The following is a 22077-nucleotide window of genomic DNA, read 5'->3' as shown; positions in this document are numbered from 1 at the left end:
GGCGGGAGTCCAAGGTTCGCCGAGAAGGCACAGCCGCCGTCGGGCCGAATGGCGTTCTGGGGATTGTCCGCGGGTCGGCCCTCAGGCTGTGGACAACGCCGCCGCCGGCGCTCACGGCAGGACGATCGTGGAGGCCAGGCCGGCGATCACCGGGATGATGCCCAGGAGGACGAAGGCCGGCAGGAAGCACAGGCCCAGTGGGGCGACCGCTTTCACGCCCACGGTCCGGGCGGCGGCGAGTGAGGCTGCTTTAGCTGTGTCTCTCGCGTCGTCGGCCAGGCGGGTCAGGACGTCCGCCAGCGGGGCGCCGGTCTGCGCGGCCCGGCTCATGGCTCTCGACAGCTGGCTCAGGGCCGGATCCTTCGCCAGGGTCGCCCAGGTCGGCTCGGGGTCGGCTCCCAGGCGGAGTTGGCTGCCCACCCATGCCAGACGCTGGCCGAGGGGGCCGCCGATCGTGGTCGCGGCCAGGTCGGTGGCGGCGGTCACCGGTTGTCCGGCGAGCAGGCAGGCGGTCATCAGGTCGGCGGCGAAGGGGAGATCGGCGGTGATCTGCTCGCGTTCCTGGCGGGACTGCGGGGGTTCCTTCCTGTGCAGGATCAGGGCGATCACCGGGGCCAGCAGAAGTGCCGCCACGATTCCGGCGAGGCCACCGACCAGGAGGCCGGTGATCACGCCGGTGACAGCGGCGGTGGTGACGGTTCTGCGGGTCGGGCGGCGGCGGTGGGGGTCCTTCTTGTCGAGCCAGTCGGGCTGGGCGGGGGTGTCCATCGGAGAGGTGGGCGGGCTCGACGGCGGGCCGGGCGAGGGCAGGAGGCGGGTGAGGCGGTCCACGGCGGTGCGTGGGGCCGACCACAAGAAGACGGCGAGGGCTGCACAGAAGGCGGACAGCAGAGGGAGCATCGGGCGGATCCAGTGGTTCAGGCGGGCGTGCATGAGCACGACCGAGATGGGCGTGGGTGAGCACGACTGGGACGGGCGTGGGTGAGCACAACCCGAACAGGATGGGGACGAGCACGGCTCGCCGAGGACGACTCGCCGGAGCAGGGCCTACAAGCTCCACTGGAGAGCTGGCCTACAGGTCTCGCATGGGGCTTGGCGACAGGACCCGCATTGGCGACAGGATTCGCATGAGTGCCGGGCTACACGTCTCACCGGAGTCAAAGGGCCTACAGACCGTTCGGGGACGTGCCCGGTCAGGGTTGGGCCTTGGTGGCCATGCGGTGGGTCCACCACAGGCCGCAGGCGTCGAGGGCGGTGCCGGACAGGAGGCAGAGCAGGCCCGGCAAGGTGCCGAACAGGAAGCCCAGCGGGTGCATGTTGAGCGCTCCCGCCATGAGCAGACCGAGGACCGGCAGGGCGGCGAGCATCCGGGCTGTCGTGCGGGGCCCGGCCAGTTGGGCGGCGACGTCCTGGCGGTGGGTCTGGGCGGCGCGGAGTGTGCCGCCGACGCGTTCGACCAGCGCGGACATGCCGGCGCCCACGGTGAGGCTGACGTCCCAGCAGGCCGCGAGCCGGCGCAGGCCCTCGCCGCCCTGAGCCGGCGCCGCCGCCGTGAGGGCCGCGGAGACGTCGCCGCCGTCTCGTGCGGCGGCCAGGGCGGGGCGCAGGGCTTCGGGGTCGGGGAAGTCGACTGCCGTGATGGCTCGGGTCAGGGCTTCGCCTGGGGTGCGGCCCGCGGCGAGCTCGGCCGAGAGCGACTGGCACAGCTCTATGGAGGCCCGGCGCCAGGAGTCGGCACGGCGGGTGGGGCCGGGGCGGGTGAGGGTGGCCCGGAGCAGGCGTTGCCATGGGAGACGCCGATGGCGAGCGGTCAGGAGGGCGTGCAGGCGGAGGGCGGGCGTGGCGGGGCCGGTCCACAGCCAGATGGCACAGGCTGTGGACAGGGCCGAGATGAGCGCGGCGGTCATCGTCCGGGGGCCTTCATGATGTCCTGCGCAGCAGGGATTCGTAGCCGGGGCCGGTGTGGGAGGAGCCGTCGGGGGCGAAGGTGAGGGCGGGGAGCGACTCGACGAGGCCGCCGGGGGCTCTGGAGAGCAGGCAGATCTCGGCGACGCGCCTTCGGCCGTCGCTGCGGGTGCGGGTCAGGTGGACGACCATGTCGAGGGCAGCGGCAAGCTGGCTGTGCACGGCCTCCCTGGTCAGGCCGGCCGCGCAGCCGAGGGCTTCCAGGCGGGGTGGCACGTCGGCCGCGGCATTGGCGTGCAGCGTGCCGCAGCCGCCCTCGTGGCCGGTGTTCAACGCGGCGAGCAGGTCGACGACCTCCGCTCCCCGCACCTCGCCCACCACGAGGCGGTCGGGACGCATGCGCAGCGCCTGGCGCACCAGGTCGCGAAGGCCCACCCCGCCCGCTCCTTCGAGGTTGGCCGGGCGGGTCTCCAGGCGCACCACGTGGGGGTGCAGAGGGCGTAGCTCGGCGGAGTCCTCCACCAGCAGGAGGCGTTCGGCCGGGTCGGCCCGGGACAGCAGGGCCGACAGGAGCGTGGTCTTGCCCGTGCCGGTGCCTCCCGTGACGAGGAAGGCCAGCCGGGCGTCGACCGTCGCCGTCAGCACCGGGACGGCCGCCGGGGCGATCGTGCCGGCCGACACCAGGTCGGACAGGGTGAAGGTGCGGCGCGGCGGCAGGCGCAGCGACACGCAGGTGCCGCCGGACGCGATCGGCGGCAGTACGGCGTGCAGCCGGACACCGCCCGCCAGCCTCGCGTCGACGTACGGGGACGCGTCGTCGAGCCGGCGACCGGCGGCGGCCGCGAGGCGCTGGGCCAGCCTGCGGACCGCCCCGTCGTCGGTGAAGGTGACCGAGGTGCGGCGCAGGCCACCGCCGTCGTCGATCCACACCTCGCGTGGGCCGTTGACCAGGACGTCGGTGACGTCGGGACGGGCCAGAAGGGGCTCCAGCGGGCCTGCTCCGATCAGGTCGGCGCACAGGGCGCGGGCGACCGCCAGGATCTCGGCGTCTCCGTAGACCGAGCGTTCGGCCCGGAGCGCCACGGCCACCTGGGCCGCCGTCGGCTCGACACCGGCACGCGCCAGGCGGACGCGGACGGCCTCCACGAGCTCCGGCGAGACCTCCTCGGCGGCGCTCATGCCGGAAGCAGGTCGCGGAGAAGGGCGGCGCAGAGGGTGCCGAGCACCGTGCGCGGGCCGAGCCTGGGCAGCTCGCCGCGGTTGAGGGTGGCGGTGAGCTTCGGATGGTCGGGCAGGTGGGCGGCGACGGGGATGCCGAGGGACGCCGCGGCCGTCTCCTCGTCGAGGACGCCGGGACGGAGGACGGCCCGCACGTCGGAGGTGTGTTTGCGCAGCTCGCCCAGGACCTGGACGGTGGACAGGATGCCGCGCAGGTCCGCCGTGGTGACCGTCAGGGTCGTGGTCGCCCTGGTGAGCGCTTCCACGGCGGCCGGGTCGAGATGGCGTGGCAGGTCGACGACGATCAGGTCGAAGCCGCGCCGGCCCGCTTCCAGGACCGAGCGCATGGCCTGGGGCGGGATCGCGGCCACCTCGCCTCGGTGGAAGGACAGGACCGCGAGGTCGCCGAACGACGGGAGCGCCGCCTGCAGGGCGCTGGAGCTGATCCTTCCCTCCCTCGCCACCAGGTCGCCCCAGCGGGCGCCCGCCGCCTCCTCGTGGCCGAGCAGCGCGTCGATGCCGCCGCCCAGCGGGTCGGCGTCGACCAGCAGCGTACGGAGGCGGTCGCCCGAGGCGCGCAGGGCCAGGCAGGCGGCGACGACGCTCGCGCCCGCCCCGCCGTGGCCGCCGATGACGCAGGTGACCGCGCCGGATCGGGGTTCGGGCTCCATGGCGTCGGCGAAGCGTTCCACGAGGTGGCGTTCGTCGCCGGGGAGGCGTAGGACGGCCTGGGCGCCCACCGCCACGCATTTTCGCCAGGTGTCGGGGTCGTCGGGGGCGCGGGTCACCAGGAGCACCTGGTCGCGGGCGGGCGGCGAGGTGGCGGAGAGGGCGTCGGCCTGGTCGGGGCCGACGGCGACCATGGGGGCGAGGTTCCAGTGAGGGCGCGCGCCGGCGGGGGTGTGGGCCACGTCGAGCTGGGCGCCGGCGGCGGCCGCGATGCGGACCAGGTCGTCGAGGAGGTCGTGGTCCTCGGTGATGACCAGGGGGCGGTGCACGGGGTCCTCCTCTTGCCAGGGGCGTGGGAGGCCAACCCTGCCGGTGAGGAGGGACGTCGCGAGAGGGCGAACGGGATTCTGTGGACGGCGGCGCGAAGGCGCGTGCGGCCTGTGGACAACCGGTGGGCGCAGGACGACCTGGGCCGGAAAAAGGGCGACCCCCGCCGGGGGGGAGAGCGGGGGTCGCCTGATCGGTCCGGCTCCGGGGGGGTAGAGCCGGTCCCGTTTCAGAAGAAAGCTTTCATCACTTCACCGGAGCATGGCAAGAGAGTTGCAAAGCAATCCCTCACACAGTCGCTCCAGTTTCGGGCGATACCACCGTATGCTGCCCGATCCACTCGAGTTTCGTCGAGCAGTAATCTGGCATTTTCGCCAAGTTTTTTCGCCATCCCATAACGATCACATAAAGGCGATCACTGTCCGTAATCGTCACAGGTAGGTAACGGGTTGGCGTTCGCGGGCGCCGCAACGGAACCCTCCCGGCCGCTCCACGGCTCGGTAAAGGTCTTGCTTTAAGGGGTTCCCATCAGGGGGGATCCGACGTAGAAAGGTGTTACGGACCACTTGTCCGGGTGCATCAGCCGGGCACCCACGCGCGACCAGCCGCGGGAGGCGCGTCGTGACGGGCTTGACCCGCTCCGACGGATTGAGGTGCACGCTTGGTAACCCGGTGTGATGCACCGGCGGACGGCGTCTCGCACGAGACGCCGTCAGCTATGTGACCAGCCCGTCCGTCAGCCCCGCTGCATCGCCTCGCAGATCGCGGTCGTCTCCCGGGCCCCCAGGCTTACCGCCGAGGCACAGTGTTGTACCCACTGGCCGACGCCCTCCGGAGTCCCGGTCAGGTACGCCCGCAGCGCCTCCGCGTACGGCAGCTCCAGGTGCCCGATCTCCACGACGACCAGCGATTTCGGGTCGAGCCCGTACTCCACCAGGGTCAGCCGCTCCGCGGAGCGCGCCACGACGCCGTCGCACGTACCGAACGGACGAAGCACCGCCAGCTCGGCGTGCACCACGGCGGCCAGCACGATCGCGGGCGCCTTGCCCGCCCCTTCCAGCAGCCGGAGCAGGGCCTCCATCCGCGTCGCGGTCTCCGCGGCCCCCGGCGCGGGGCCGAGCCCGAGCGGGTCGGGGGCGGAGTCGTCCGTGCGGGGACGTCCCAATGCGGGCTGGTCGGCGAGCCCCGCGGCGGCGACGGTGTGCAGGCGGGCCAGCACCTGCCTCGGGGCCTTCCGCCAGGTCGGCCCGAGCCGGCCCATCTCGGCGGACGCCCGCAGCGCCCCCTGGACCAGCGGGTCGTGCACCTCGTCGCGGCGCAGCGCGTCCAGCGGCACGTCGGCGCCCTCGATCGCGGCCGAGGCCCGCGCGCCGCGCAGGGACGACTCGGTGGACACCGCCGGGCTCGCCCGGCGCAGGACGCGGTGCCGATAGAGCCGGTCGACGGCCTGCCGCGCCTCGTCAACCGCCTCGGACACGCCTGGGAACCGCGCGATGACGGCCAATGGGTCACTCACGGAAACCGACCTTACCGGCGGGTACACCATGCCCGGCCAGCGACCACACCGCCGCCGTGAAACGCGCCGCACCATGCCCCACCATCCGCCACGCCGCCGCCGTACGAGGCGCCGTGCCGCGCCCCGCCACGGCTCGCACCATCGCCGCGCAGGGCGCCACGCCACGCGCCGCGGCGCCACCCCGATAACGCCTCACTGCGCCTCCGCCATGGACCGGACCGCCGACGGATTAGGCGCTACGGAGACCCCCGCTTTTTCCCGCCACGCCGAACCGCATATTCTCCTGATTTCAGGATGACAACAGTTCAATTGCGTTTGTCATGCGAGCTGATAATCGTGCGACCACCCACGCGAATCGGTACAGACCTGTCTAGACCTCTTGTGTGGGGAGGCCGTGAGCTGGTGAAGTGGGAGCCGACCTATCCCACCTGGCCATAGAAGGAGCACGAAGTGGCCCCGGAGACCCCTGGCAACGAGACCCAGGCGCTGTCCAACCTGCTGCAGGAGAACCGCCGGTTCGCACCACCGGCTGAGCTGGCCGCGGCCGCGAACGTGACCGCCGCCGCCTACGCCGAGGCCGACGCCGACCGTCTCGCCTTCTGGGAGCGCGCGGCCGAGCGGCTGACCTGGGCCAGGCGGTGGGACACGACGCTGGAGTGGAACGCCCCGTTCGCCAAGTGGTTCGTCGGCGGCGAGCTCAACGTCGCCTACAACTGCGTCGACCGGCACGTCGAGGAGGGACGCGGCGACAAGGTCGCCTACCACTGGGAGGGCGAGCCCGAGGGCGACAGCCGCACGCTCACCTACAACGACCTCAAGACCGAGGTCAGCAAGGCCGCCAACGCCCTGCAGGAGCTCGGCGTGGGCAAGGGCGACCGGGTGGCCATCTACATGCCGATGATCCCCGAGCTGCCGATCGCGATGCTGGCCTGCGCCCGCATCGGCGCGATCCACTCGGTGGTGTTCGGCGGCTTCTCCGCCGGCGCGCTCAAGAGCCGCATCGACGACGCCGACGCCAAGCTCGTGATCACGGCCGACGGCGGCTACCGCCGCGGCAAGCCGAGCGCCCTCAAGCCCACCGTGGACGAGGCCGTCGCCGAGTGCCCGCAGGTGGAGAACGTGCTCGTCGTACGGCGTACCGGCCAGGACGTCGCGGTGGGCGAGAAGGACGTGTGGTGGCACGACCTGGTCGAGCGCCAGAGCGACCAGCACACCGCCCAGCCCCACGACGCCGAGGACCCGCTGTACATCCTCTACACCAGCGGCACCACCGGCCGGCCCAAGGGCATCCTGCACACGACCGGCGGCTACCTCACCCAGACGGCCTGGACGCACCACGCGGTCTTCGACCTCAAGCCCGAGACCGACATCTACTGGTGCACGGCCGACATCGGCTGGGTCACCGGCCACTCCTACATCGTCTACGGCCCCCTCGCCAACGGCGCGACCAGCGTCATCTACGAGGGCACCCCGGACACCCCGCACCGCGGCCGGTTCTGGGAGATCGTGCAGAAGTACAAGGTCACGATCCTCTACACCGCCCCCACCGCGATCCGGACGTTCATGAAGTGGGGCGACGACATCCCCGCCAAGTTCGACATGTCCAGCCTGCGCGTCCTGGGCTCGGTCGGCGAGCCGATCAACCCCGAGGCCTACGTCTGGTACCGGGAGAACATCGGCCATGACCGCTGCCCGGTCGTGGACACCTGGTGGCAGACGGAGACCGGCGCGATCATGATCAGCCCGCTGCCGGGCGTCACCTCGGCCAAGCCGGGCGCGGCGATGCGGCCGCTGCCGGGCATCAACGCCGACGTGGTCGACGACCAGGGCAACAGCGTGCCCAACGGCGGCGGCGGCTTCCTCGTGGTGCGCGAGCCGTGGCCCGCCATGCTGCGCACGATCTGGGGCGACGACCAGCGCTACATCGACACGTACTGGTCGCGTTTCGAGGGCATGTACTTCCCCGGCGACGGCGCGAAGAAGGACGAGGACGGCGACCTGTGGCTGCTCGGCCGCGTCGACGACGTCATGCTCGTCTCCGGCCACAACATCTCCACCACCGAGGTGGAGAGCGCGCTGGTCAGCCACCCCAAGGTCGCCGAGGCGGCCGTGGTCGGCGCCACCGACCCGGTGACCGGCCAGGCCATCGTGTCGTTCGTGATCCTTCGCGGCAGCGCCGAGGAGAGCGACGACATCGCCGCCGAGCTGCGTGACCACGTGGCCAAGACGCTCGGCCCGATCGCCAAGCCGCGGCAGATCCTGGTCGTGCCCGAGCTGCCGAAGACCCGCTCCGGCAAGATCATGCGCCGCCTCCTGCGCGACGTGGCCGAGAACCGCAGCATCGGCGACGTCACCACGCTGGCCGACAGCACGGTGATGAACCTCATCTCCGAGAAGCTGCCGGCGGCCAAGTCCGAGGACTGATCAGGCCGCACGTCAGCTGAGGCGCATGCCCGAACCGGGCATGCGCCTCAGCTGTCTGCGCCGGACGGCGTTATCGTGGGCGATCGGGTAGTTCTGTGAGTAGCAGCGTCCTCGGCGTGTTCGGTGGCGCCCAGCCGTCAGTACGGGATGTTTGACACGGCCACCAGGCCTCGATAGGAGACGTTCATGCCGCAGACTCCCGAGGAAGAATCCCTGGGCTCGCTGGTCGCCCAGGCCAGCAGCCATATCTCCGACCTCGTCCGCTCCGAGATCGAGCTGGCCAAGGCCGAGTTCAAGTTCGACGCCAAGCGGGTGGGCATGGCCGCGGGCCTGTTCGCCGCCGCCGCCTTCATGGCGCACCTGTGCCTGATCCTGGCCTCGTTCACCATCGCGTACGTGCTGGCCCAGTGGCTGCCCAACTGGCTGGCCTTCCTCATCGTGACCGTGTTCTACCTGGTGGCCGCGGGCCTGCTGGTGCTGGTCGGCGTGCGCCGGCTGAAGGGCCTGGCCGGGATGAAGCGCACCGCCAGGTCGATCAAGGGCCTCAAGGAGATCGCGACGCCGGAGGAGCAGCCGCTTCCCGTGCCCAGCCCCGAGGGCCAGCCGGTGAGCCGTGATGGCACCTGACGAGACGGTCGTCCAGATCGACGGTCCGTGGACGCACCGGGCCGTGCACGCCGGCGGCACCCGCTTCCACGTCGTGGAGGCCGGTGAGGGGCCGCTGGTCCTGCTGCTGCACGGGTTCCCACAGTTCTGGTGGACCTGGCGCAACCAGCTCACCTCCCTCGCCCGCGCCGGTTTCCGGGCGGTCGCCGCCGACCTGCGCGGCTACGGCGGCAGCGACAAGCCGCCGCGCGGCTACGACCTGCCCACCCTGGCCGCCGACGCCACCGGGCTGATCCGCGCGCTCGGCGAGACCGGCGCGGTCGTCGTCGGGCACGACTGGGGCGGCCTGCTGGCCTGGACGATGGCCGTCCTCGACCCCAAGTGCGTGCGCCGGCTGGTCGTGGTCTCGGCGCCGCACCCGCTGCGGCTGCGCAACGCGCTGGTTACCGACCCCGCCCAGTTCAGGGCCGGCCGGCACGCGCTCGGCTACCAGCTCCCGCTGCTGCCCGAACGCCGGCTCACCCGGCACGACGCCGCCCTGGTCGGCCGGATCCTGGCCGGCTGGTCGGCGCCCGGCTGGCCCGACGCCGAGACCGCGCGCACCTACCGGGAGGCGTTCCGGATCCCCGCCGTGGCGCACTCGGCGCTGGAGTACCACCGCTGGTTCGGCCGTTCCCAGCTCCGGCCCGACGGCCGCCGCTACGCCAGGGTCATGCGTACCGAGATCGAGGCGCCGACGCTGCACCTGCACGGCGCGCTCGACCCCTGCGTGCTGCCCCGCACCGCCCAGGGCTCCAGCCGGTACGTCGCCGCCCCCTACCGCTGGCGGCTGTTCGAGGGCGCCGGCCATTTCCCGCACGAAGAGATCCCCGACGTGTTCGACACCGAGCTGCTCGGCTGGCTGGCCGACCCCGAGCCCGACCGATGAGGAAGCCCCGCGAGCGATGAGAGACCGCGACCCCCAGGGCAAGCCGCGCAACGCCAGGCCACGCGACGCGTACGGCAGGCCGCTCCCCTACGGCTCGCCCGGCGTCGACCGGGTCCCCGACGACTACGCCCCCACCGCCGACCAGGCGCTCGCCGACGCGCGGCGCTTCCTGGCCGAGGGGCTGCCGTTCAACGCGCACGAGGTCTTCGAGGGCCGCTGGAAGTGCGCGCCCGAGGAGGAGCGCGAGCTGTGGCAGGGGCTCGCGCAGATCTGCGTCGGCCTGACGCACCTGCAGCGCGGCAACGGCCGCGGCGCGGTCACCCTGTTCAGCCGCGGCGCGGCCAGGGCGCAGGCGTACGGCGGCGACTACGACGCCGTCGGCAGGGCGGCCACCGGCCTGACCCAGGACAGCGACCCCGGCGAGGCGATCGCCCTGGTCCTGAACGAGCTGCCCGGTTAGTCGCACTCCTGGGTGCTGGCCGCGGAGGTGTCGTTCCTGCCCTGGCCGGCGTCGGGCGCGACCTCCTCGGCGGTCAGCACGTAACCGGTGTCCTTCTCGCTGACCGCGGCGGCGAAGATCACGCCGTAGACGCGGCCGTCGACGGTGAGCAGCGGGCCGCCGGAGTTGCCGGGCAGCACCTTGCCGCGGATCGCGTAGACCTTCCGCCGGACGTTGCTGCCGTGGTAGATGTCGGGGCCCTCGGCGTCGAGGCGGCCGCCGATGCGGGCCGGCTCGGCGGTGAAGCCCTTGCCCCTGGGGAAGCCGGCGATGATCGCGTTGGCGCCGCGCTTGCCGTCGGCCTCGAAGGTGAGCTGCGGCAGGTCGAGGCCGGGCACGTAGAGGATCGCGATGTCGCGCTGGGGGTTGTAGCGCACGACCTTGGCCGGGTGGCGCACGTTCTTGTAGTCGATGACCTCGAGATCGCGGGTGACGCCGGCGACGACGTGGGCGTTCGTCATGATCCGGTCGTCGGCGTAGACGAAGCCGGTGCCCTCGATGTGCTTGTTGCAGCTCTCGGCGTTGCCCTGGACCTTGACGATGGCCCGCTGGGCCCGGCCCAGCTTGGCGCCCTGGAGGATGCTCTGCGCGGGCGGCGGCACGTCGATCAGCGTGTCGGCGCCGATCGCGTCGAAGACGGGCGGGAACTCCGACCTGTCCACGAACTTCTTGAACGGCTGCTGCCAGTTGCGCGCGGCCTGCGGGATCGCGTCGTCGACGGTGGTCAGCAGCGCGGAGTTCTTGACCTGGTCGACCAGCGGGGTGAACGTCGTCGAGACGATCAGCGACCCGATCAGCCAGGCGATCACCAGCACGGACAGGGCGCTGGCGAACGTGCCGCCCACCGCGTCGGCCATCTTGGCCGGCTCCCACGTGACGTGGCTGCGCACGACCGCGCCGACCGTGGAGGAGGCGAACTGGCCGATCGTGGCGGCCAGGAAGACGATCACGATCGCGAGCAGCGCCTGCGGGGTGTCGCCGTCGACGACGGCCTTGGCGATCGGCGGAGCGATGAAGATGCCGAGCACGGCGCCGCCCACGAACCCCACGAAGCTCATCGCGCCGATGATGAAGCCCTGTCGGTAGCCGGATACGCCGAAGGCGATCACGAGGCCGATCAATATGAGGTCAAGCAGATCACCGCGCACGCTTCAAAGGTAACCAGCGATACGGTCAAGTGTGCACGTCTTCCGCCAGGACGGCGTCACCCGCCTGGCTATCTTGAGCGGTATGCCGCCGGCCGAGGGAACAGTGCGCGATCTCATCCAGGCAGCTCTCAGCGACACCGATCCGGACGGCCCGCTGCGCTGGCACGTGATCTGCCAGCTGCGCCAGCGGGCCGACCTGGAGTCGTTCATCGAGGCACGCCGCCTGTGCGCTGCGGACAACGTGGCCGAGCGCCTGCTCGGGGTGGACATCATGGGCATGCTGCGGCCGTTCGTGGACCGTACGCTGCCGGTGCTGCGCTACCTGGCCGCCAGCGAGGACGACGCCATGGTCCTGTACTCCGTGCTGATCGCCTTCGGCCACCTGGCCGACCCCCGCTCGCTGCCTTCGGTGATCGACCTGGCCTGTCACGGCGACGCGCGGGTGCGGTACGGGGCGGCGTACGCGCTGCAGCACGTGCTCGGCGATCCGCCCGACCGGGCCGGCCTGGAGATGCTGCGCACCCTGGCCGCCGACGACGACGCCGACGTGGCCGACTGGGCCTCGCTGGGCGTCTCGCTCAGAGCCCCGGAGTGACCCCGGCCCGGCGTCTCGCGTCAGGGCGCCGGAGTGGTCCGCTCGCGCAGGCCCAGCCGGACGACCTCGGCCGGCAGGTCCTCCAGCCGCGCCTGGTCCCAGGGACGTTCGAGGCCGCCCTCGCGCAGCACGGCGTCGAGCACCATCGCGGTGAACCCCCACACCAGCATGCCGCGCACGTGGAAGGCCGGCCCGGCGAGCCCGCTGGGGTGCCGCAGCATGACCCGGTTGCCCGGATCGACCAGCTCGGCGATCGGCACCCGCTCCACGGACTCCACCTCGTCGGGCGAGGCCGCGTGCACGGCGGACGGCGTGTGCCACCAGCCGAACACCGGGGTGACCCGGTTGTCGCTGTGGTCGAGGTAGAGCTCGGGCATCGTGCCGAGGACGCGGACGCCGCGCGGATCGACGCCGGTCTCCTCCTCCGCCTCGCGCAGGGCCGCGCCGACCGGGCCGCCGTCGCCGGGATCGACGCCGCCGCCGGGGAAGGCGGGCTGGCCCGCGTGCCTGCGCCCGCGCGAGCTGCGCTGGATGAGCAGCACGTCGGGGCCGAGCGGGCCCTCGCCGAACAGCATCAGCACCGCGGCCGGGCGCCCGCCGTCGGCCGGGGGGCGCAGGTATCGGGGGACCGTGATGCGCGCGGCCCGCGCCGCCAGCCGTTCGAGCCAGTCGGGCACTTCTGTCACGCCAACCTCCAACACGGCACGGCCTCGATCACTTCCCGCGGCTCGGGGATCAGGAGAAGGGGCCGGGCCTGACCAGCTTCTCGGCCTCCGCCTCGCCGGTGGGCCCGGCGCCGAAGGAGGGGCACAGGTTCGCCAGCGGGCACACGCCGCAGGCCGGGCGGCGGGCGTGGCAGATGCGGCGGCCGTGCCAGATCACCCGGTGGGAGAAGATCGTCCACTCGCGGCGGGGCAGCAGCTCGGCCACGACGTGCTCGATCTTGACGGGGTCGGTCTCCTCGGTCCAGCCGAAGCGGCGCACGAGCCGCTGGAAGTGCGTGTCGACGGTCAGCCCCGGCACGCCGAACGCGTTGCCGAGCACCACGTTGGCGGTCTTGCGGCCCACGCCGGGCAGGGTGACCAGGTCTTTGAGGCGGCCGGGCACCTCGCCGCGGTAACGCTCGCACACGGCCTGGGCCATGCCGATGATGCTGTTGGTCTTCGCCCGGAAGAAGCCGGTCGAGCGGATGATGTCTTCCATCTCGGCGCGGTCGGCGGCGGCGTAGTCCTCGACGGTCGGGTACTTGGCGAACAGGGTGGGGGTCACCATGTTCACCCGCTTGTCGGTGCACTGGGCCGACAGGATGGTGGCGACCAGGAGCTCCAGCGGGTTGCGGAAGTCGAGCTCGCAGTGGGCGTCGGGGTAGGTCTCGGCGAGGATGCGGTTCATCTTGCGGGCCCGCCGTACCAGGGCGAGCTGGGTCTCCGGCTTGCGCCCCGCCGCGTTCGTGGCCATGCCGCAAGACTATGGGAACGGTTGAACCTTCCAGGCCGCGTTCGCGTACAACCTGGCGGCTTGGAGGGCGGCGACCATGGGCGATCGGCACAAGGGCGAGTCACTGACCGAGTTCGTCCGCGCGGGCGGACCGTTGCGCGGCGCGGCGCTGCACCGGCTGGCGCTGGGCAGCGCGGCGGCCATGGCCAGGATGCACGCCCACGGCGTGACCGGCCTGCGGCTCACCCCGGACAACGTCGCGCTCGGCACGCGCGGCCAGGTGCTGGTGGGCGTGCAGGGCTCGCCCGGCCGCGGCGGCCAGGCCGCCGACGTGCGGGACTGGGCCGAGCTGGTGAGGTTCGCGAGCGGGTCCGGCCCGCTGCCGCAGCCGCTGCGCGGCGTCGTCGAGCGGTGCCGCCGTCCGGAGCCGGCCGGCCGCCCTTCGGCGGCCCATGTCGTACGCGTCCTGCTGGGCCACACGATGGCGACGGCGGTCGCCTCCGTGGACGACCTCCTGCGGAAGTAAGCAGGTCACCCGATTTGTTCATACACTTCAGTGCGCAACACAACAGGGCAATCCCGGGCTAACCCGGGCATTCCCATAGCCTGTGTGTGCCGCCCGGAGTGGGGTGAGTCACAATGGCAGCAGAGGAGGCAGAGTGAACACCGAAGATGTGCTGGGCAAGGCCCCCCTGTTCGCCGCGCTCGACCGCGAGAGCGCCGCGGCGCTGCGGACGAGCATCACCGAGGTCCAGCTGTCCAAGGGACAGACCCTCTTCCACGAGAACGAGACCGGCGACCGGCTCTACGTCGTGCTCGAAGGCAAGATCAAGCTTTCCCGCACCTCGCCCGACGGCCGCGAGAACCTGCTGAGCGTGCTCGGCCCGAGCGAGATGTTCGGCGAGCTGTCGCTGTTCGACCCGCGTCCGCGCACCGCCACGGCGACGGCGCTGACCGACGTGCGCCTGGCCGGGCTGGGCCACGACGACCTGCGCCCGTGGCTGACCGGCCGTCCCGAGGTGGCGCTGCACCTGCTGCGCGCGCTGGCCCAGCGGCTGCGCCGCACCAACGACGTGCTGGCCGACCTGGTCTTCACCGACGTGCCCGGCCGGGTCGCCAAGCAGCTCCTCGACCTGGCCGAGCGGTTCGGCACCAAGACCGACGACGGCATGCGCGTGCACCACGACCTCACCCAGGAGGAGCTGGCCCAGCTCGTCGGGGCCTCGCGCGAGACGGTGAACAAGGCCCTGGCCGACTTCGCCCAGCGCGGCTGGCTGCGCATCGAGGCCAAGGCCGTGGTCATCCTCGACATGGACCGGCTCTACAACCGCTCCAGGTAGTCGAGCTGGGCCCGTACGGAGACCTCCGCGGCGGGCCAGAGCGACCTGTCGACGTCGGCGTACACGATCTCGACGACCTCCTGCGGCGTGCGCGCGCCCCGCGCCTGCGCCGCCCTGATCTGGTCGAGCCGCTGCCGCCGGTGGGCGATGTAGCCGTCGAGGGCCGCGATCGGATCGGGCAGCACCGGGCCGTGGCCGGGCAGCAGCGCCCGCGCCCCGAGGCCCTCGGCCGCCGCCCGCAGCCGGTCGAGGCTGCGCAGGTAGTCGCCGAGGCCGCCGTCCTGGGCGATGATCGTGGTGCCCCGGCCGAGCACGGTGTCGCCGGTCAGCATGGCCCGGTCCTGGGGCAGCCAGAAGCACAGCGAGTCGAACGAGTGGCCGGGCGTGCCGTAGACGTGCAGCTCCAGGCCGTCGACCGTGATCACGTCGCCGTCGCCGAGCCCTTCGTCGCCGAGCCGGTGGCGCGGGTCCAGAGCTCGTACGGGGGCGTCGACCAGCTCGGCGAACCGCTTGGCGCCGCCGCTGTGGTCGGCGTGGCCGTGCGTGAGCAGGATCTGGGTGACCCGCCGCTCGCCCAGATGGTCGCGTACGCGCAGCAGGTGCGCCTCGTCGTCGGGCCCCGGATCGACCACGACCGTGTCGCGGGTGCCGATGACCCAGGTGTTGGTGCCGTCGAGCGTCATGGCGGACGGGTTGGGCGCCAGCAGGTTCTCGGCGTGCTCGGTACGGGAGCCGTCGGGCGAGCCGAGCGGGATGTGCAGGCCGCTCACGGCGTCATCAACCTCATCTCGCCCTCGACCTCCATGGCCGTCGGCAGGATCGCGGTGATCCGCCGCTCCTCGGCCAGCACGGACGCCACGCTGTCGTGCCCGGCCAGCTCGGTGAGCGTGTGGGAGGTGGGCGGCATCAGGAAGATCTCACCCGCGCGCCACAGCTCGATCGCCTCGGCCGGCCGCCGCCACACCACGTGGTCGGCCTCGCCGCCCACGTCACGGGTGCGCTGGCCCTCGGGCAGCACCGCCACGAAGAACCGGGTGTCGAACCTGCGCTGCTCGATCTCCGGCGTGATCCAGTGGGCCCACGGCTTGAGCAGGTCGGACCTGAGCACCAGGCCCCGCTTGGCCAGGAAGTCGGCGAAGGCCAGGCTCCGGTCGATCAGCGCCAGCCGGTCGGCCTCCCAGTCGTCGCCCGTGGTGTCCTCGACCACGCTGTCCGGCCCGGGCCCCGCCAGCAGCACGCCGGACTCCTCGAACGTCTCCCGCACGGCCGCGCACACCAGCCCGCGCGCGACGTTCTCGGCGGCGTGGAAGACCTCGCCCCACTGCTTGGGGGACGGCCCGGCCCAGGCCACCGCCTGGTCGGTGTCGCGCGGATCGACGGAACCACCGGGGAAGACGTAGGCGCCCGCCGCGAAGGCCATCGTGGACTTCCGCCGGAGCAGGTAGACCTCGGGCCCGCCGCGCGGGCCCGAGCCGCGCAGGATCACCACCGTGGCGGCGTCGCGCGCCGGGACGGGGGCGAGCCGCCCGGCGATGATCTCTCTGGCTCGCGCGGCGAGCTCGTCGGGAAGGGGAAGACCGGCCACCTGACCTCCTACTAGAACATCACTCGGTCATGGTGACACATCCTGATGGTCAGGAGACCTCCGCGATCAGCTCCACTTCCACGGGGGCGTCCAGCGGCAGCGCGGCCACGCCCACGGCGCTGCGGGCGTGCTTGCCCGCCTCGCCGAACACCTCGGCCAGGAAGTCGCTGGCGCCGTTGGCCACCTGGGGCTGCTCGGTGAAGCTCGGCGCGCTGGCCACGAAGACCACGACCTTGACGATCCGCCGCACCCGGGACAGCTCGCCCAGCTCGGCCTTCAGCGCGGCCAGCGCGTTGAGCACGCAGATGCGCGCCTGCGCCTTGCCCTCGTCGACGCCGAGGTCGACGCCGAGCTTGCCGGTCTGGTGCAGCTTGCCCTCCAGCATGGGCACCTGGCCGGAGGTGTAGACGAGGTCACCGGTACGGGCGGTCGGCACGTACGCGGCCAGCGGCGTCACCGGCTGGGGCAGCTCGTACCCGAGTTCGGCGATCCGCTCCTCGGGGCTCACGCCTTCTCCCGCTTGAAGTAGGCGACGAGCTGCTCGGGCGAGGCGCCCTGGACGATCTGGACGAGCTCCCAGCCGTCGGACCCGAAGTTGTCGAGGATCATCTTCGTGTTGTGGATCAGCACCGGAGCGGTGAGGTACTCCCATTTCTTCATGGCATGACGATCTCATGGAAAGCCGCTTCCCGGCCTGTCACCCCACCCATACGTGGGGCGGTGACCACAATGTGAGCAATCAAACGGTGGCCGTCGGGTTTCGACAAGTAACCGTTCGGTAGCCTCGAAACGTGGACTCTCCGGACACGGATTGGGGCGACGTGCGGCTGCACGTCGTCACCGGCAAGGGCGGCACCGGCAAGACGACCGTCGCCGCCGCCCTCGCCCTCGCACTGGCCGCGGGCGGGCGCAAGGTGCTGCTCGTCGAGGTGGAGGGCAGGCAGGGCATCGCCCAGATCTTCGACCTGCCGCCACTGCCCTACGAGGAGCGCAAGATCGCCGTCGCGCCCTCCGGCGGCGACGTGTACGCGCTGGCCATCGATCCCGAAGAGGCCATGCTCGAATACATGGAGATGTTCTACGGCATGCGCAGGGCCGGGCGCGCGCTGACCAAGATGGGCATCGTCGACTTCGCCACCACAGTGGCCCCCGGGTTCCGCGACGTCCTGGTCACCGGCAAGACGACCGAGGCCGTGCGCCGGCGGGGCAAGAACGGCCGCCGGGTCTACGACGCCGTCGTCCTCGACGCGCCGCCCACCGGCCGCATCACGCGCTTCCTGAACGTCACCCAGGAGGTCGCCGGCCTGGCCAAGGTCGGACCGATCAAGAACCACTCGGACCTCGTGAACGGCGTCGTGAAGTCCAGGGAGACGATGGTGCACTTCGTCACCCTCCTGGAGGAGATGCCGGTGCAGGAGACCCTCGACGGGGTCGCCGAATTGCGCTCGGCCGGGCTGCCCGCAGGTTGCGTTTTCATCAACATGGTCCGTGAATCACTGCTTCCACAGGCCGCTCTTGACATGGCTGTCAAGGGCCGATTCGACGTGGGCGAGCTGGCGCTCGGGCTCAAGGCGGCCGGTCTCGCCGACACCTCCGACGCCGCCGCGATGGCCGAGGCGCTCGCCGAGGAGGTCGTCGAGCACGCCCGCCGCACCGAGCTGGAGCACGCCGAGCGCGAGTCGCTGGCCGAGGCCGGCCTGCCGCGCGTCGAGCTGCCGCTGCTGGCCGACGGCGTCGACCTGGCCGGCCTGTACGAGCTGGCCGAAGTCCTCCGCACCCACCGGGGAGCAGCGTGAAGAAGCCCATCCCCCTCGACGTCGACGCGATCCTCGACGACAAGGGCACCCGGATCATCGTCTGCTGCGGCTCCGGCGGCGTCGGCAAGACCACGACCGCCGCGGCCCTCGGCCTGCGCGCCGCCGAACGCGGCCGGTGCGCGGTGGTGCTGACCGTCGACCCGGCGCGCCGCCTGGCCCAGTCGATGGGCCTGACCGAGCTGGACAACACCCCGCGCCTGGTCAGCTCGCACGAGGGCGGCGGCCAGCTCTTCGCCATGATGCTCGACATGAAGCGCACGTTCGACGAGATCATCGAGGCGCACGCCGACCCCGAGCGGGCCCGCCAGATCCTGTCGAACCCCTTCTACCAGTCGCTGTCCTCCAGCTTCTCGGGCACGCAGGAGTACATGGCGATGGAGAAGCTCGGCCAGCTCCGCCGCTCCGACGAGTGGGACCTGATCATCGTGGACACGCCGCCCTCGCGGTCGGCGCTGGACTTCCTGGACGCGCCGGAGCGGCTCGGCCGCTTCCTCGACGGGCGGTTCATCCGGCTGCTCACCGCCCCCGCCAAGGCGGGCGGACGCAGCGCGTTCCGGCTGCTCAACGCCGGGTTCGGGTTGATGGCCGGAGCGATGACCAAGCTGCTCGGCGCGCAGGTGATCAAGGACCTGCAGACGTTCGTGTCCGCCCTGGACGCCGTGTTCGGCGGGTTCCGGCAGCGGGCCGAGATGACGTACAAGCTGTTGCAGGCGCCGGGCACGGCCTTCCTCGTGGTGGCCGCGCCGGAGCGCGACGCGATGAGGGAGGCGTCGTACTTCGTGGAACGGCTCGCCGAGGAGCGCATGCCCCTCGCCGGGCTCGTGGTGAACCGGGTGCACGTGTCGCCCGGCTCGGCGCTGTCGGCGGCACGCAGCGCCGCCGCGGCCGAGGACCTGGAGACCAGGGGCGAACACGAGTTGACGGCCGCTGTGCTGCGGCTGCACACCGGCCGGATGCAACTCGCCACTCGCGAGAGCCGCGAGCAGGAGCATTTCGTCTCGGCTCATCCCACGGTGCCCGTGGCACAGGTACGTGCGATGTCCGGAGATGTCCACGACCTAGCCGGTTTGCGGCAGATCGGGAACCTGTTGGCGAGCGCGTAGAGAGAGCACGGCCGACGGGCGGCGCCGGCCGTGCTCTCCCTCCGCGGGCTCGATCAGCCCGCGATCAGCTCATTGGTCCGTTCGTACTCTTCCTTCGCGGACTCGAGCAGGTCGCGCCACGAGTCCACGTCGGGCCGGCGCCTGAGCAGCGCGCGGCGTTCGCGTTCGGTCATACCGCCCCACACCCCGAACTCGATGCGGTTGTCCAGCGCATCGGCGAGGCATTCGGTACGGACCGGGCATCCTCGACAGATCAGCTTCGCCCTGTTCTGTGCGGCGCCCTGGACGAACAGCGCGTCCGGGTCCGCACCCTTACAGGCGGCACGGGAGGTCCAATCCGTGATCCACATTTTTCGACCCCACTCCCCTTAGGTGGTCAGTCGTCATTTGGGGCCGACGGGCGCGGGCGCCGAGCCTCCGTATTCAGTTGCCGCAGAGGATGAACGTACGCAACTTCACGTTCGGGCCGACAGACCCCAGAGGACCAATTTCTCGCCGGACTGTTGACCGGGAATGACTAGTCACCCCTCCCAGTCAAGGCGAAATGGTGTCGTGTTACCGATAAGGACAGTGTTTCGACGTACCCTTGGGAGCGTGCAAGCGAAGGGCAAAGACCGCTCCCACCCGCTCCTCAGCGTCCTGCGTCTGATCATCGCCGGGACGGCGGCGGGTGTGCTGGCGGCGGCGGTGGCGCTGCCGGCGGTCGGCGGGGCGGGCGTGTCGGCCAAAACCGCCATGGACGGACTCGAACTCAAGCCCAGGGAACTCGACGAACCCCCGCTGCCGGAACGCACGAAGCTGGTCGACGCCAACGGCAAGCAGATCGCCCAGTTCTACTACGAGAACCGGCAGTCCGTGACCCTCGACAAGGTCGCGCCCATCATGCAGACCGCGCTGATCGCGATCGAGGACTTCCGCTTCTTCGAGCACGGCCCGATCGACGTCGAGGGCACCGCCCGCGCCCTGGTGAAGAACCTCACCGGCGGCGGCGTCATGCAGGGCGGCTCCTCGATCACCCAGCAGTACGTCAAGCAGGTGCTGGTCAACAAGGCCGAGACGCCGGAGGAGCAGCAGGCGGCCATCGCCCCGACGATGTCCCGCAAGCTCCAGGAGCTGCGGTACGCCATGGCGATCGAGCGCAAGTACAGCAAGCAGCAGATCCTGGAGAAGTACCTCAACATCGCCTACTTCGGCGCGGGCGCGCACGGCATCCAGGCCGCGGCCAGGCGCTTCTTCGACAAGCCCGCCTCCGAGCTCGACCTGTCGGAGGCCGCCACCCTCGCCGGCGCCGTCCAGAACCCGGCCCGCACCGACCCCAACGTCGGCCCCGAGTCGCGCGAACGGCTGCTGATGCGCCGCAACACCGTGCTCGACCGGATGGCCGAGATCCACAAGATCACACGGGCGGAGGCCGACGCGGCCAAGGCCGAGAAGCTCGGCTACAAGGACGTCAAGTTCCCCGGCGGCTGCGAGGCCAGCAAGTTCCCGTACTTCTGCCTCTACGTCCAGTACGAGATCCTCAACAACGACGACTTCGGCAAGAACCAGGACGAGCGCAGGAAGCTGCTCCAGCGCGGCGGCATGACGATCAAGACCACGCTCGACCCCAAGATGCAGAAGGCCGCCGAGAAGGCCATCAAGAAGTACGTCAGCCCCAAGGACAAGCCCGTGGCCGCGCAGGCCATGGTCGTGCCCGGCACCGGCGAGATCAAGGCGATGGCGGCCTCGCGCAAGTTCGGCGGCAGCAAGAAGAAGAACGAGATGAGCTACAACGTCGTCGCCGACGCCGCGCACGGCGGCGGGCGCGGGTTGCAGCAGGGCTCGACGGCCAAGGCGTACACGCTGGCCACCGCCCTGGAGGAGGGCCTGAAGTACGGCGACGGCTTCCCCTCGCCGGCCGGGTTCACCGCGAGCGGCTACAACTCCTTCAAGGACTGCAAGGGCGAGAACGTCGGCGACCCCTCGCACACCGCGCACAACTCCAGCGAGGGCGGCGGCGGTTTCAAGACCCTGCAGACCGGCACGTGGGGCTCGGTGAACACGTTCTTCCTCAAGCTGGAGCAGGAGGTCGGGCTCTGCAAGGTCGTCAAGCTCGCCAAGCGCCTCGGCGTCAAGCGGGCCGACGGCGGCAAGCTGCGCGAGGTCGAGACGTTCACGCTGGGCGTCAACGAGGTCGACCCCGTGACGATCGCCAACTCCTACGCCGTGTTCGCCTCGCGCGGCCAGTACTGCAAGCCGCTGGCCATCACCGAGATCAAGGACAGGAACGGCGCCGCCAAGCAGTACAAGCCCAAGTGCTCGCAGGTCATGGAGGAGGAGGTCGCCGACGCGGTCAGCGGCATCCTGTCGGGCGTGTTCACCAAGGGCACGATGAGCGGCGTCGGCGGCATCGGACGTGACGCGGCCGGCAAGACCGGAACGACCGACGACTACATGTCCGCGTGGTTCGCCGGTTACACCCCGAACCTGTCCTCGGCCGTGAGCCTCGGCGACCCGCGCGGCGCCTCCACCCACAAGCTGATCGGGGTCACGATCGGGGGGCAGTACTTCCCGTACGTGTACGGCGCCTCGATCTCCGGGCCCATCTGGAAGCAGTCGATGATGCAGGCGCTCAAGGGGGTGGAGCCGGCGGAGTTCACGCCGGTGGACCACTCGCGGTTCGGCGGCTGCTCCGACAAGTGCGCGCCGAAGCCCAAGAAGAAGAAGCGCGGTGGCGACGAGGGGCCCGGGGACGGCGATCCGTTCGACAACTTCTTCGGCGACCACAACGACCGCGGCGACGGCGGCGGGGACGGGCGCGGCGACGGGCGCGGGCCGGGCGACTGGCAGCGGCCGGGCAACGGGTTCGGCGGCGGGCTGGGCGACGGCGGACAGGCCAACACCGGCTTCACCGCCCCGGCAACCCGAACCCGCCGCTGAAAGACATCGGGCGCTGAGAGACATCGGGCATCTGAGAGGCG

23 protein-coding genes are annotated in these 22077 nt (G+C 71.4%); 10 read left to right on the top strand and 13 right to left on the bottom strand.

Going from position 1 to position 22077, the window contains the following annotated elements; all coding sequences use genetic code 11:
• Nucleotides 1-111 precede the first annotated feature (111 nt).
• From ACIBQ8_RS25160 to ACIBQ8_RS25140, 5 genes are all read right to left on the bottom strand, one after another.
• Nucleotides 112-900 (bottom strand): type II secretion system F family protein, encoded by a 789-nt coding sequence (locus tag ACIBQ8_RS25160; protein WP_397172788.1) that lies wholly within the window; start codon nucleotides 898-900, stop codon nucleotides 112-114.
• 293 nt (nucleotides 901-1193) lie between these two features.
• Nucleotides 1194-1907: a type II secretion system F family protein gene (locus tag ACIBQ8_RS25155; protein ID WP_397193103.1), complete on the bottom strand. Its 714-nt coding sequence runs from the start codon at nucleotides 1905-1907 to the stop codon at nucleotides 1194-1196.
• Nucleotides 1908-1920: 13 nt separating this feature from the next.
• The gene (locus ACIBQ8_RS25150; RefSeq protein WP_397172785.1) at nucleotides 1921-3084 is read right to left on the bottom strand and encodes a TadA family conjugal transfer-associated ATPase; all 1164 of its coding nucleotides are present in this window, start codon (nucleotides 3082-3084) and stop codon (nucleotides 1921-1923) included.
• The gene (ssd, locus tag ACIBQ8_RS25145; protein WP_397172784.1) at nucleotides 3081-4121 is read right to left on the bottom strand and encodes a septum site-determining protein Ssd; all 1041 of its coding nucleotides are present in this window, start codon (nucleotides 4119-4121) and stop codon (nucleotides 3081-3083) included. Before ssd ends, ACIBQ8_RS25150 begins: the two co-directional genes overlap by 4 nt.
• 734 nt (nucleotides 4122-4855) lie before the next feature.
• Nucleotides 4856-5635, bottom strand: coding sequence for an oxidoreductase (locus ACIBQ8_RS25140; protein WP_397193102.1), 780 nt, complete (start codon nucleotides 5633-5635; stop codon nucleotides 4856-4858).
• A 450-nt stretch (nucleotides 5636-6085) separates the two neighbouring features.
• Between ACIBQ8_RS25140 and acs the strand changes: the two genes are divergently transcribed.
• From acs to ACIBQ8_RS25120, 4 genes are all read left to right on the top strand, one after another.
• Complete coding sequence (acs, locus tag ACIBQ8_RS25135; protein ID WP_397193100.1) at nucleotides 6086-8059, top strand: acetate--CoA ligase; 1974 nt, start codon at nucleotides 6086-6088, stop codon at nucleotides 8057-8059.
• Nucleotides 8060-8245: 186 nt separating this feature from the next.
• Nucleotides 8246-8686: a phage holin family protein gene (locus tag ACIBQ8_RS25130; RefSeq protein ID WP_352321392.1), complete on the top strand. Its 441-nt coding sequence runs from the start codon at nucleotides 8246-8248 to the stop codon at nucleotides 8684-8686.
• The gene (locus ACIBQ8_RS25125) at nucleotides 8676-9593 is read left to right on the top strand and encodes an alpha/beta fold hydrolase (RefSeq protein WP_397172780.1); all 918 of its coding nucleotides are present in this window, start codon (nucleotides 8676-8678) and stop codon (nucleotides 9591-9593) included. Before ACIBQ8_RS25130 ends, ACIBQ8_RS25125 begins: the two co-directional genes overlap by 11 nt.
• A gap of 16 nt (nucleotides 9594-9609) precedes the next feature.
• Nucleotides 9610-10053, top strand: a complete 444-nt coding sequence (locus ACIBQ8_RS25120) for a DUF309 domain-containing protein (RefSeq protein ID WP_397172779.1) — start codon at nucleotides 9610-9612, stop codon at nucleotides 10051-10053.
• Here ACIBQ8_RS25120 and ACIBQ8_RS25115 read toward each other — a convergent pair.
• Nucleotides 10050-11240 carry a MarP family serine protease gene (locus tag ACIBQ8_RS25115; protein ID WP_397193099.1) on the bottom strand — a complete coding sequence of 397 codons (1191 nt, stop codon included), beginning with the start codon at nucleotides 11238-11240 and terminating at the stop codon, nucleotides 10050-10052. The genes ACIBQ8_RS25120 and ACIBQ8_RS25115 overlap by 4 nt on opposite strands.
• A gap of 103 nt (nucleotides 11241-11343) precedes the next feature.
• On the opposite strand from ACIBQ8_RS25115, the gene ACIBQ8_RS25110 reads away from it, so the two are divergent.
• Complete coding sequence (locus tag ACIBQ8_RS25110) at nucleotides 11344-11835, top strand: HEAT repeat domain-containing protein (protein ID WP_352321385.1); 492 nt, start codon at nucleotides 11344-11346, stop codon at nucleotides 11833-11835.
• A 20-nt stretch (nucleotides 11836-11855) separates the two neighbouring features.
• On the opposite strand, the gene ACIBQ8_RS25105 is transcribed toward ACIBQ8_RS25110, so the two are convergent.
• Both ACIBQ8_RS25105 and nth read right to left on the bottom strand, forming a co-directional pair.
• Nucleotides 11856-12521, bottom strand: a complete 666-nt coding sequence (locus ACIBQ8_RS25105; RefSeq protein WP_397193098.1) for an NUDIX hydrolase — start codon at nucleotides 12519-12521, stop codon at nucleotides 11856-11858.
• Nucleotides 12522-12570: 49 nt separating this feature from the next.
• Entirely contained in the window at nucleotides 12571-13293 is a 723-nt protein-coding gene (nth, locus tag ACIBQ8_RS25100) for an endonuclease III (protein ID WP_397172776.1), read from the bottom strand.
• Nucleotides 13294-13369: 76 nt separating this feature from the next.
• On the opposite strand from nth, the gene ACIBQ8_RS25095 reads away from it, so the two are divergent.
• Nucleotides 13370-13798 carry a hypothetical protein gene (locus ACIBQ8_RS25095; RefSeq protein WP_397193097.1) on the top strand — a complete coding sequence of 143 codons (429 nt, stop codon included), beginning with the start codon at nucleotides 13370-13372 and terminating at the stop codon, nucleotides 13796-13798.
• A gap of 133 nt (nucleotides 13799-13931) precedes the next feature.
• Nucleotides 13932-14612 (top strand): Crp/Fnr family transcriptional regulator, encoded by a 681-nt coding sequence (locus tag ACIBQ8_RS25090; RefSeq protein ID WP_125644033.1) that lies wholly within the window; start codon nucleotides 13932-13934, stop codon nucleotides 14610-14612.
• Here ACIBQ8_RS25090 and ACIBQ8_RS25085 read toward each other — a convergent pair.
• The 4 genes from ACIBQ8_RS25085 to ACIBQ8_RS25070 are packed head-to-tail and all read right to left on the bottom strand — an operon-like array spanning nucleotide 14594 to nucleotide 16857.
• The gene (locus ACIBQ8_RS25085; RefSeq protein ID WP_397193096.1) at nucleotides 14594-15382 is read right to left on the bottom strand and encodes an MBL fold metallo-hydrolase; all 789 of its coding nucleotides are present in this window, start codon (nucleotides 15380-15382) and stop codon (nucleotides 14594-14596) included. The genes ACIBQ8_RS25090 and ACIBQ8_RS25085 overlap by 19 nt on opposite strands.
• A complete protein-coding gene (locus tag ACIBQ8_RS25080; protein WP_397193095.1) occupies nucleotides 15379-16197 on the bottom strand; it encodes an NUDIX hydrolase in 819 nt (272 codons plus the stop codon). Before ACIBQ8_RS25080 ends, ACIBQ8_RS25085 begins: the two co-directional genes overlap by 4 nt.
• Nucleotides 16198-16246: 49 nt before the next feature.
• Complete coding sequence (locus ACIBQ8_RS25075; protein ID WP_352357450.1) at nucleotides 16247-16705, bottom strand: RidA family protein; 459 nt, start codon at nucleotides 16703-16705, stop codon at nucleotides 16247-16249.
• On the bottom strand, nucleotides 16702-16857 hold the full coding sequence (locus ACIBQ8_RS25070; protein ID WP_352321370.1) for a hypothetical protein: 156 nt from the start codon (nucleotides 16855-16857) through the stop codon (nucleotides 16702-16704). The genes ACIBQ8_RS25075 and ACIBQ8_RS25070 overlap by 4 nt, the downstream gene beginning before the upstream one ends.
• 131 nt (nucleotides 16858-16988) lie before the next feature.
• Between ACIBQ8_RS25070 and ACIBQ8_RS25065 the strand changes: the two genes are divergently transcribed.
• A complete protein-coding gene (locus tag ACIBQ8_RS25065) occupies nucleotides 16989-17993 on the top strand; it encodes an ArsA-related P-loop ATPase (RefSeq protein ID WP_397172771.1) in 1005 nt (334 codons plus the stop codon).
• Nucleotides 17990-19117, top strand: coding sequence for an ArsA family ATPase (locus ACIBQ8_RS25060; RefSeq protein WP_397193094.1), 1128 nt, complete (start codon nucleotides 17990-17992; stop codon nucleotides 19115-19117). Before ACIBQ8_RS25065 ends, ACIBQ8_RS25060 begins: the two co-directional genes overlap by 4 nt.
• Before the next feature lie 53 nt (nucleotides 19118-19170).
• Here ACIBQ8_RS25060 and ACIBQ8_RS25055 read toward each other — a convergent pair whose 3' ends face one another.
• Nucleotides 19171-19467 carry a WhiB family transcriptional regulator gene (locus tag ACIBQ8_RS25055; protein WP_090771382.1) on the bottom strand — a complete coding sequence of 99 codons (297 nt, stop codon included), beginning with the start codon at nucleotides 19465-19467 and terminating at the stop codon, nucleotides 19171-19173.
• 244 nt (nucleotides 19468-19711) lie between these two features.
• On the opposite strand from ACIBQ8_RS25055, the gene ACIBQ8_RS25050 reads away from it, so the two are divergent.
• Nucleotides 19712-22036 carry a transglycosylase domain-containing protein gene (locus ACIBQ8_RS25050; RefSeq protein ID WP_397172769.1) on the top strand — a complete coding sequence of 775 codons (2325 nt, stop codon included), beginning with the start codon at nucleotides 19712-19714 and terminating at the stop codon, nucleotides 22034-22036.
• The last annotated feature ends 41 nt before the right edge of the window (nucleotides 22037-22077 follow it).

The organism is Nonomuraea sp. NPDC049646, assembly GCF_044465525.1.
Taxonomy (GTDB): domain Bacteria; phylum Actinomycetota; class Actinomycetes; order Streptosporangiales; family Streptosporangiaceae; genus Nonomuraea.
This window is presented reverse-complemented; position numbering and strand designations above follow the sequence as displayed.

Excerpts from the sequence above, each read along its gene's own strand:
- ACIBQ8_RS25160 (WP_397172788.1), bottom strand. The coding sequence starts at position 900 with ATGCTCCCTCTGCTGTCCGCCTTCTGTGCAGCCCTCGCCGTCTTCTTG.
- ACIBQ8_RS25155 (WP_397193103.1), bottom strand. The coding sequence starts at position 1,907 with ATGACCGCCGCGCTCATCTCGGCCCTGTCCACAGCCTGTGCCATCTGG.
- ACIBQ8_RS25150 (WP_397172785.1), bottom strand. The coding sequence starts at position 3,084 with ATGAGCGCCGCCGAGGAGGTCTCGCCGGAGCTCGTGGAGGCCGTCCGC.
- ACIBQ8_RS25130 (WP_352321392.1), top strand. The coding sequence starts at position 8,246 with ATGCCGCAGACTCCCGAGGAAGAATCCCTGGGCTCGCTGGTCGCCCAG.
- ACIBQ8_RS25125 (WP_397172780.1), top strand. The coding sequence starts at position 8,676 with ATGGCACCTGACGAGACGGTCGTCCAGATCGACGGTCCGTGGACGCAC.
- ACIBQ8_RS25120 (WP_397172779.1), top strand. The coding sequence starts at position 9,610 with ATGAGAGACCGCGACCCCCAGGGCAAGCCGCGCAACGCCAGGCCACGC.
- nth (WP_397172776.1), bottom strand. The coding sequence starts at position 13,293 with ATGGCCACGAACGCGGCGGGGCGCAAGCCGGAGACCCAGCTCGCCCTG.
- ACIBQ8_RS25095 (WP_397193097.1), top strand. The coding sequence starts at position 13,370 with ATGGGCGATCGGCACAAGGGCGAGTCACTGACCGAGTTCGTCCGCGCG.
- ACIBQ8_RS25070 (WP_352321370.1), bottom strand. The coding sequence starts at position 16,857 with ATGAAGAAATGGGAGTACCTCACCGCTCCGGTGCTGATCCACAACACG.
- ACIBQ8_RS25055 (WP_090771382.1), bottom strand. The coding sequence starts at position 19,467 with ATGTGGATCACGGATTGGACCTCCCGTGCCGCCTGTAAGGGTGCGGAC.